Source organism: Bacteroidota bacterium (assembly GCA_034723125.1).
In the GTDB taxonomy this organism is placed as follows: domain Bacteria; phylum Bacteroidota; class Bacteroidia; order CAILMK01; family JAAYUY01; genus JAYEOP01.
This window is the reverse complement of the sequence record JAYEOP010000506.1, coordinates 1-9711: the sequence shown is the minus strand read 5'-3', so window position 1 is coordinate 9711 and position 9711 is coordinate 1. Positions and strand designations below refer to the sequence as shown.

6 protein-coding genes are annotated in these 9711 nt (G+C 31.0%); 4 read left to right on the top strand and 2 right to left on the bottom strand.

Translation table 11 applies throughout. From position 1 onward, the window contains the following. Positions 1 to 518 precede the first annotated feature (518 nt). Positions 519 to 2297 (top strand): (E)-4-hydroxy-3-methylbut-2-enyl-diphosphate synthase, encoded by a 1779-nt coding sequence (gene ispG / locus U9R42_13110; protein ID MEA3496958.1) that lies wholly within the window; start codon positions 519 to 521, stop codon positions 2295 to 2297. A 220-nt stretch (positions 2298 to 2517) separates the two neighbouring features. On the opposite strand, the gene feoB is transcribed toward ispG, so the two are convergent. Together feoB and U9R42_13100 are read right to left on the bottom strand one after the other, a co-directional pair. Further along, a complete protein-coding gene (gene feoB / locus U9R42_13105) occupies positions 2518 to 4665 on the bottom strand; it encodes a ferrous iron transport protein B (protein ID MEA3496957.1) in 2148 nt (715 codons plus the stop codon). A gap of 6 nt (positions 4666 to 4671) precedes the next feature. Further along, positions 4672 to 4911: a FeoA family protein gene (locus U9R42_13100; protein MEA3496956.1), complete on the bottom strand. Its 240-nt coding sequence runs from the start codon at positions 4909 to 4911 to the stop codon at positions 4672 to 4674. Positions 4912 to 5169: 258 nt separating this feature from the next. Between U9R42_13100 and U9R42_13095 the strand changes: the two genes are divergently transcribed. From U9R42_13095 to U9R42_13085, 3 genes are read left to right on the top strand one after another with little or no spacing between them, the layout of a single operon-like run. Further along, positions 5170 to 7038, top strand: a complete 1869-nt coding sequence (locus U9R42_13095) for a methylmalonyl-CoA mutase family protein (protein ID MEA3496955.1) — start codon at positions 5170 to 5172, stop codon at positions 7036 to 7038. Between the two features lie 33 nt (positions 7039 to 7071). After that, on the top strand, positions 7072 to 9207 hold the full coding sequence (scpA, locus tag U9R42_13090) for a methylmalonyl-CoA mutase (protein MEA3496954.1): 2136 nt from the start codon (positions 7072 to 7074) through the stop codon (positions 9205 to 9207). A 60-nt stretch (positions 9208 to 9267) separates the two neighbouring features. Then, positions 9268 to 9618: a four helix bundle protein gene (locus U9R42_13085; GenBank protein MEA3496953.1), complete on the top strand. Its 351-nt coding sequence runs from the start codon at positions 9268 to 9270 to the stop codon at positions 9616 to 9618. Positions 9619 to 9711: the final 93 nt, after the last annotated feature.

The following is a 9711-nucleotide window of genomic DNA, read 5'->3' as shown; positions in this document are numbered from 1 at the left end:
AAACTAAAGTAATAAAGAAGTAAGACTATGTCTGTCGAAGACATATTCACATATTACAAAATTACTCTTTTTCTAATCTGTGAATCTGTGGCAAATTTGATTACTCACAGTATTTGACATAGAACCACAAAATACAATAATTTTAAAACTAATTTGTTTCATACTTTGTGATTCTTCGTGTCTTAGAGCCTTCGTGGCTAATTATCAATATCTTGCTACAAAGACAGCAAGGCACAATTTGCACTAATAAAAAATACATAATAAACATGTTAGCACACAGAATTATTATGCAAAACTAAAGTAATAAAGAAGTAAGACTATGTCTGTCGAAGACATATTCACATATTACAAAATTACTCTTTTTCTAATCTGTGAATCTGTGGCAAATTTGATTACTCACAGTATTTGACATAGAACCATAAAATTGGTTTTTTATCCGGTAATTTGACCTGAGATTTACCATGAAAATTTTAAGTCGTTACCAAAAAATCTTCTTATTTTTGCAGAAACAATTATTTATGAGCCAAAACATCCAAATTGATAGCTTTTTCAGCAGGGAAGTTTTTATTGGAGAAATTCCTCTCGGTGGAAAAAATAGCGTTAGAGTACAATCAATGACCAATACAGATCCCGCTGATATTGAAGCTACGGTGAATCAAATTATTGAACTTTCTGAGGCAGGTTCTGAGTATGTTAGGATTACAATTCCTGCAATAAAAAATGCCAAAGACCTCAAAGCAATTAAGGAATTATTAAAGAAAAAGAATTGCAATGTTCCGATAATTACTGATGTTCATTTTAATCCAAAAGTGGCAAAAATTGCAGCGAGAATAGTTGAAAAGGTAAGAATAAATCCCGGAAATTTTGCAGAAATAAAGCAAAGTAAAAAAGATGTTTTTACGGAAAAAGAAAATAATGAAGCTCTTGAAAAAATAAAAATTCAATTTTCATCTCTGATAAATATTTGTAAAAAACACAACACTGCTCTTCGTATCGGAACTAACCATGGTTCTCTTTCCGAACGAATTTTAAATCGCTTTGGTAACACTCCTCTCGGTATGGCAGAATCTGCTCTTGAATATCTTAGAATTTGTCAAGAACTTGATTTTCATAATATTGTTCTTTCTATGAAAGCAAGCAATCCGCAGTTTATGATTGAAGCATGCAGAATCCTTGTTAATAAAATGAAAATTGAAAACATGAATTATCCCCTTCACTTGGGAGTTACAGAAGCAGGCGAAGGAGAAGATGCAAGAATCAAATCAGCAATTGGAATCGGTACTTTATTGCTTGACGGAATTGGTGATACTATCAGGGTTTCTCTTGCAGAAGACCCTGTTGAAGAAATTCCTTTTGCAAAAGCTCTTGTTGAAAATTGTAAAAAAAGGCAAGAATCAAATTCTTTTGTTTTGAAAAATAAAATCTTTAATACTGCAAATACTTCTGAAATAAAAAAATTGAGTGATAAAGTAATTGTCATCAGTGATTTTTCTTCGCAAAGTAAAACAAAAGCTGATTTTTATTTTATTGAAAATATTGAATCTATTCCTAAAACTGACAAAAAAATCATTTATAAATTTGATAAAAACATCAAGCAATTAGAAAATTTATTTCCTCTTTTTAATTCGGAACAATATCTTAAAAACAAAAAACCTGATACTTTACATTTTCTTAAAATCTCAAATTCCGATTTTAAAAAGGAGCTTTTAGAGGAAATAAAAAAAAACAAAAAGTTAGTAATTGTTCTTAAAGAAAAAAATAATTGGGACTATTGGAAAAGTTTTTCTCTTTTATCTGAAAATGAAATTAATAATCCTGTTGTTTTATTTTATAATGCAGATGCAAAAACCAAATCTAAATTACTCATTGATTCTTCACTTGACCTCGGCAGTATTTTAATAGAAGGAGCAGGAAACGGTATTTGGATAAATGGCGATTATGAAAAGCTTTCCTTTGATATTTTGCAAGCATCCAAAAGACGCATTTCAAAAACCGAATTTGTTATTTGTCCAACTTGTGGGAGAACAAGCTACAACCTTCAAAAAGTGAGTTTAGAAATAAAAGCTAAACTATCGCATCTTAAAGGATTACAAATTGGCATTATGGGTTGTATCGTAAACGGATTAGGAGAAATGGGAGATGCTGATTACGGTTTTATAGGAAGTGTTAAAAACAAAGTAAATCTTTACAGAAAAAAAGACCTTGTTAAAAGCAATATTTATTTAAAAGATGCTGTTTCCGAACTTGTTAAATTAATAAAAACTGATGGAAAATGGGTAGAGGATGACCAAGACTAACGAGTGAAAAAAAGCGAGAGGCACTAAGAAAACTTTGTATTACTCATTTTATTTGGGCTTTGAATTAATAATGGATGTGAATGTAAAAGTCATTTAGTCAAGCTGTCATTAGGCTTTGTAACTTAATGACAATCAAATGACTACTTTATGACATTAGATTCAAGTTACAAAATACACATAATATTCTAACAGTCAAAAACATACGTTTTTCTTATAGCCACTAAATAAAAAGACTTGTTATTTGATAACCGGCAAAGGCAAGCACCCAAGCAATTGACATTGAATAAAAAATATAAACAAAAGTCCATTTCCATTTTCCTGCTTCTCTGTGAAAAACAATTGAAGCTGCAATACATGGAATGTAAAGAAGTACAAATATTAGAAGAGAAATAGCCGTAGCAAGATTGTAATTATTTTCATTTCTCAGCTTTTCAGAAAGAGAGACAGTGTTTTTAGATTCTACATTACCAATTGAGTACAAAGTACCCATTGTGGAAATAACAATCTCTTTTGCAGCAATACCTGTTACCAAACTTATTCCTATTCGCCAGTCAAAACCTAATGGTTTTATTACAGGTTCAATAGCTTTTCCAATTTTCCCAATTATTGAATGTTTAATTTGAATTCCATCTTCCTCAGCTATAAGAATACTGATTTTTTGTTCTTTTTCTAAATCCGAAAACTTTGAATTTTGTTGAATTAATTCAATTTTGTTTTTGTATTCCTTTGTAATTAATGAATCTTGAGGAAAGTTTCCTCCAAGCCAAATTAAGACTGAAGCCAAAAGAATTATTGTTGCTGCTTTCTTTAAATACAATGAAGCTTTATTCCACATTTGAAATAAAAGAGATCTTAATGAGGGCCATCTGTAAGTTGGAAGTTCCATAACAAATGGTTCTGATTCTCCTTTAAATAAAGTTGCTTTAAAAAACTTTGCAGAAAATAAAGCTACAAATATTCCAAAAAGGTAAACTGCAAAAAGCATATTTCCTGCAATATCAGGATTGAAAAAAGCACCTATAATAAGGATGAAAACGGGTAATTTAGCTCCGCAACTCATAAATGGAATTATCAAAAGAGTAGTAATTCTATCTCCAGTACTTTTTAGTGTTCTTGTTGACATAAAAGCAGGAATGGAACAACCAAAGCCTGTTATCATTGAAATTGCTGATTTTCCATGAAGCCCGAAAAAATGCATAACCCTATCAACAACAAAAGCTGAGCGAGCCATATAACCTGAGCCTTCAAAAAAAGCTAATCCTAAGAACAGTAGCATAATATTTGGCAAAAAAACCAACACACCTCCTACTCCACCAATGATTCCGTCAACAATAATTGATTCGGCAGTTGGATTTGTTATCAAAGAACTTACTCCATTTCCCATCCATACAAAAAAGCTTTCAAGCCAATGCATTGGATATTGTCCGATTTTAAAAACAAGCTGAAATAATGTCCACATAAAAAACAAAAAGATAGGAATACCCGTTACTTTATTTATAAGTATTTTATCAAGAATTTCCGTATTTGTTAATTTGGTTTTTTGTTTTTTCTTAAGCGTTTCTTGCAAAGCTCCTCTAATAAATGACAGCCTTCTTTCAGTAATCACAATTTCTGAATCATCTTTAAAAGCAACTTCTATTTTAGAGTTTGCATCTAATAAAAGCTTAAAAACTTTTATCCAAATCGGGCTTTCTTTTACAAGTTTGTATATTATTTTGTCATTTTCTAAAAGTTTTATGGCTAACCATCTTACAGGATATTTTTCTGAAAGCTCTTTGTCAGTGTTTAAAACCTCAGATATTTTCGAAATATTTTCTTCAATTAACTGAGGATAAGATATTTTATTTTGTGGGATAATTTCTCCGTGAAAAACCCTTACTACATGATCAAGTAAAATTTCAATTCCCTTTCGCCTCTTTGCAGATGTTGGCACAACATGAGAACCAAGAAGTGTTTGTAATTGCTTAACTTTTATTTTATCACCTTGTTTTAAAACTTCATCAAACATATTTAATGCAATCAAAAATTTACTATCAAGTTCAATTAATTGCATTGAAAGAAATAAATTTCTTTCAAAATTTGTAGCATCAATGACATTGATTACTACATCGGGTTTGTTTTCTATGATGTAATTTCTTGCAAGAACTTCTTCAGGAGAATATGCCGATAATGAATAAGTACCGGGGAGATCAATTATTTTTATTGTGTAGTCTTTATATTTTGTAACTCCTTCAACCTTTTCTACAGTTACACCGCTAAAATTTCCAACTTTTTGATTTGCATGGACAAGCTGATTAAACAAAGATGTTTTACCACTATTCGGATTACCTGCTAAAGCTACTGTAATAGTTTTATTGGAGGAAGTCATCTGAAATTATTTTGATTCTTTTAAACTTACAAAAATATTTTCAGCTTCTTTTTTTCTGAGCGACAAGAAAAAACCATTAATTTGTAATTCTAAGGGATCGCCAAAGGGAGCTTTTCTTAATACTTTAAAATCAACGCCTTTTACTATTCCCATATCCAATAGTCGTCTTCTAATTATTCCTTTAGAACTATTCTTAATAATTGTTCCACATTGCCCCTTGTTAAGCTCCGATAATCGATAATCCATTTGTTTTTAATGCTTGTTTTCTTGAAATTTGTTTGTACTCGCTTTTTTATAACTAATCTAATTAAACACAAAGATATGGAGTTTTAAATAACTTTTCCAAATTAATTCGTCTGATGTTTTAATATCATAGTAAATTTGAACTATTATTTTTTGTTAAAAATATTGTTTCTTTGTTATTAATTTAACACTATTCAATAATAGCATAGTAAGATGATATTGATTTAGATATTTTTTCTTTTTATTAAAAAATAGTTTTTTATGAGAAATAAAAAAAATAAAAACCTTTTTTCAGACTTCCCTGAAATCAGTAGCTCTCAATGGGAAGAGAAAATAAAAAAAGATTTAAAGGGGCAAGATTACTACAAAAAGCTTGTTTGGAAAACAATAAATGGTTTTGATTTGAAGCCGTATTATCGTAAAGATGATTTAAAAGAATTAACACATTTAGAACATTCACCCGGAAATTATCCCTTTGTAAGAGGAAATACAAATGAAAATGATTGGGATATTTGTGTTGAAATTACTAATAAAAATATTGCTAAAGCAAACAAAGAAGCTATAAATACAATTTCAAAAGGAGCAACATCTGTTGTTTTTGATGTTTCTGAACTTAGAAGTAAACGACAGTTTTTTGACCTATTAAATAATATTAACCTACAAAAGGTTTCCTTTTTATTTAAAGGCTCCTTATCTTATTTAGCTTTACTTGGCTATATCAAAGATTTAATAAAAGAGAAAGAAATTGATTCCCAAAAATTTAATGCTTCATTTGAATTTGATGCTTTTTCAGATTTATTAATTAATGATGATTCTCTCGAATCTCCTGAAAAATCTATTAAAAATCTTATAGAAATAATTGAAATTTCTGACAAAGACCTACCCCAACTGAAAGTAATAAATATTCGTGGAGACATTTACAATAATTCTGGTGCATCAACTGTTCAAGAACTTGCATTTGCCTTATCTGCCGCAAATGAATACCTCAGTAAATTAACTGATAAAAGTCTTGAAATTGATAAAATAGCACCAAAAATTCAATTTACATTTGCAACCGATTCCGATTATTTTATTGAAATTGCAAAAATCAGAGCTATTAGATATTTGTGGGCTTTAATTGTTGAACAGTACAATCCCAAAACAAAAGAATCGGGAAAAACAAAAATTCATAGCACAACATCATCATGGAACAAAAGTATTTACGATCCATATACAAATATGTTAAGATTAACCACAGAGGCAATGTCATCTGTTATTGGTGGAACTGATTCTTTGTTGGTAAATCCTTTTGATCAAATATTTACAACAAGTGGAGAATTTTCTAAACGCATTGCTCGTAATCTTCAACTTTTATTAAAAGAAGAATCTCATTTTGATAAAGTTGTTGATCCTGCTGCAGGTTCATATTACATTGAAAGCACAACAAATTCTTTGATTGAAAAATCTTTTGAACTTTTTAAAGAAATACAACGCAAAGGTGGTTTTTTAGAAGCAGTAAAATCAGGATTTATTCAAAATGAAGTTGAAAAAACTGCTACTCAACAAAGGGAAATGCTTTTAAAGAAAAAGAAAAATGTTTTGGGAACAAGTATTTTTCCCAATTCAGAAGAAAAAATAATTGACAACCTTGACAAAAATATTAAAAACAAAACAGCTTTTAAAAAGCTTAAAATTAGTCGCTTGGCAATTCCTTTTGAAGAACTAAGACTTGCAACTGAAAGATTTGAAAAAAACGGGGGTCAATTACCAAAAGTATTTATAGTTCCAATCGGAAATCCTGCAATGGCATCAGCACGCCAAATATTTTCAAGAAACTTTTTTGCTTGTGCAGCTTTTGATATTGTAGAAAACGCTCGATTTCCTGACAGCACAAAAGCTATCAATTCCTCTTTGGATAACAAAGCTAACATTGTTGTTATTTGTAGTTCGGATAACGAATACAAAGATTTAGCAACAAATATTTGTAAAGGTATAAAAAATAAAAACAAAGATATTTTTATAGTTGTAGCAGGAAATCCTGTTGAGGAAATCGAAAATTTAAAAAACGCTGGGATTGATGATTTTATTCATCTGAAAACAAATATTTTAGACAGTTTGAAAAAATATCAAAAGCACTTTAAAATAATATAAATTGTTTTTTTGACAAAATAAATTTTTAAAAACATGAGACCTGATTTTGAAAAAATTGACATAAAAGACATTCGGAATAATACTTCAAATGAAGATTTTAATTTTACAGAGCCTTGGCCAACTCCTGAAAAAGTTAATATAAAAAACGGATACTTCAAAAAAGACCTTGAAGGAATGGAGCATCTTAATTACGCAGCAGGTATTCCACCTTATTTACACGGACCCTATTCAACTATGTATGTTATGCGACCATGGACTGTCCGTCAATATGCAGGATTTTCCACAGCTGAAGAATCAAATGCTTTTTACAGAAGAAATTTGGCAGCAGGACAAAAAGGACTTTCCGTAGCATTTGACCTTGCAACGCATCGAGGTTATGATTCAGACCACGATAGGGTAAAAGGAGATGTTGGAAAGGCAGGTGTGGCTATTGATTCAATACTTGATATGCGTATTCTTTTTGATCAAATTCCTCTTGATAAAATGTCAGTTTCTATGACTATGAATGGTGCTGTGTTGCCAATTATGGCATTCTATATTCTTGCAGCAGAGGAACAAGGAGTAAAACCTGAACAACTTATCGGAACAATACAAAATGACATCCTTAAGGAATTTATGGTAAGAAATACTTTTATTTATCCACCAATTCCTTCAATGAAAATTATTGCTGATATTTTTGAATATTCTTCTAAAAATATGCCTCATTTTAATTCTATAAGTATTAGTGGATATCACATGCAAGAAGCGGGAGCTACGGCAGACCTTGAATTAGCTTACACCCTTGCTGACGGTTTAGAATATCTTAGAGCAGGAGTAAAAGCAGGGATGGATATTGACTCATTCGCACCACGTTTATCATTTTTCTGGGGAATTGGAATGAATCATTTTATGGAAATAGCAAAAATGAGAGCGGCAAGAATGCTTTGGGCAAAAATTGTAAAAAAATTCAATCCTAAAAATCCAAAATCAATGGCATTGAGAACTCATTGTCAAACATCAGGCTGGAGCCTAACCGAGCAAGACCCATTTAATAATGTTGCCAGAACTTGTGTGGAGGCAATGGGTGCAGCACTTGGGCATACACAATCCTTGCACACAAATGCATTGGATGAAGCTATTGCTTTACCAACAGATTTTTCGGCACGAATTGCAAGAAACACTCAAATATTTATTCAGGAGGAAACAAATATTTGCAAATCTGTTGACCCATGGGCAGGATCATATTATGTGGAAAAACTTACTGAAGAATTAGCAAATAAGGCATGGAAACTTATTGAAGAAGTTGAAGAACTTGGAGGTATGGCAAAAGCTATTGATACAGGTTTACCTAAAATGAGAATAGAAGAAGCTTCTGCAAGAAAACAAGCTCGTATCGATTCAAAATATGATACCATTGTTGGAATAAATAAATATAAACTTGAAAAAGAAGACCCCATCGATACACTTGAGGTTGACAACTCTGCTGTTCGTGAAAAACAAGTTGCTCGCATAAAGGAATTACGTGATAATAGAAATCAAAAAGAAGTAATGATTGCTCTAGATGAAATTACCAAAAGTTGTGAAACAGGAAAAGGTAATCTTTTGGAATTAGCAGTTGATGCCGCACGAAAAAAAGCAACACTTGGAGAAATATCTGATGCCTGTGAAAAAGTTTTTTCAAGATATTCGCCCCCAATAAAGTCAATTTCAGGAATTTACTCATCAATTATGAATAGTGAAACAGAATTTAATAAAGCACAAAAGCTATCAGATGAATTTGCTCAGTTAGAAGGTCGCAGACCAAGAATAATGATAGCAAAAATGGGACAAGACGGACACGACCGCGGTTCAAAAGTTATTGCTACAAGTTTTGCAGATATGGGCTTTGATGTTGACATAGGACCGCTTTTTCAAACTCCGAAAGAATCTGCAAGCCAGGCAGTAGAAAATGATGTTCATATCCTTGGTGTATCAAGCTTGGCTGCCGGACATAAAACATTAGTGCCTGAAGTTATTAAAGAACTTAAAAAGCTTGGACGTGAAGATATTATGGTTATTGTAGGTGGTGTAATTCCTCATCAAGACTATGAGTTTCTTTACGAAAGTGGAGCTGTTGGGATTTTTGGACCAGGAACAAATATTGCAATTGCCGCTCAAAATATTTTGAAAATAATGATTGACAACCTATAAGTTTAAACTAAAAGGTAAAAACTAAAAGGTAAAAGGTTAAAACTAAAAGATAATATATTTATGGTACAACGTGTATTGAAAGAAAAGAGTTATCTGTTTTCAGTGCGAATTGTAAAACTTACTCAATATCTAACAAGTACCAAACAGGAATATGTGCTAAGCAAACAAACCCTTAGAAGCGGTACTGCAATTGGTGCTTTAATAAGAGAGGCTGAATTTGCTCAGAGTAATGCTGATTACATAAATAAATTTAGTGTTGCCCTCAAAGAAGCAAATGAAACCAAATACTGGATTGAGCTATTAAAAGACACTGATTACATTGAAGAAATTCTATTCAAAAGTTTATTTAACGATGTTAAAGAAATAATAGCAATACTTGTTTCAACCATAAAAACTTTGAAAAAAAAATAACTTTTAGCTTTCGAAGCGAAGCAAGTCCGTAGAATCCTATAAGTTAAAACTAAAAGGTAAAAGGTTAAAACTAAAAGGTTAAAACTAAAAACT

What these genes read in the sequence shown, in the direction of transcription:
- U9R42_13085 (MEA3496953.1), top strand. Translation starts at nt 9,268, where the DNA reads ATGGTACAACGTGTATTGAAAGAAAAGAGTTATCTGTTTTCAGTGCGA.
- feoB (MEA3496957.1), bottom strand. Translation starts at nt 4,665, where the DNA reads ATGACTTCCTCCAATAAAACTATTACAGTAGCTTTAGCAGGTAATCCG.
- U9R42_13095 (MEA3496955.1), top strand. Translation starts at nt 5,170, where the DNA reads ATGAGAAATAAAAAAAATAAAAACCTTTTTTCAGACTTCCCTGAAATC.
- U9R42_13100 (MEA3496956.1), bottom strand. Translation starts at nt 4,911, where the DNA reads ATGGATTATCGATTATCGGAGCTTAACAAGGGGCAATGTGGAACAATT.
- ispG (MEA3496958.1), top strand. Translation starts at nt 519, where the DNA reads ATGAGCCAAAACATCCAAATTGATAGCTTTTTCAGCAGGGAAGTTTTT.
- scpA (MEA3496954.1), top strand. Translation starts at nt 7,072, where the DNA reads ATGAGACCTGATTTTGAAAAAATTGACATAAAAGACATTCGGAATAAT.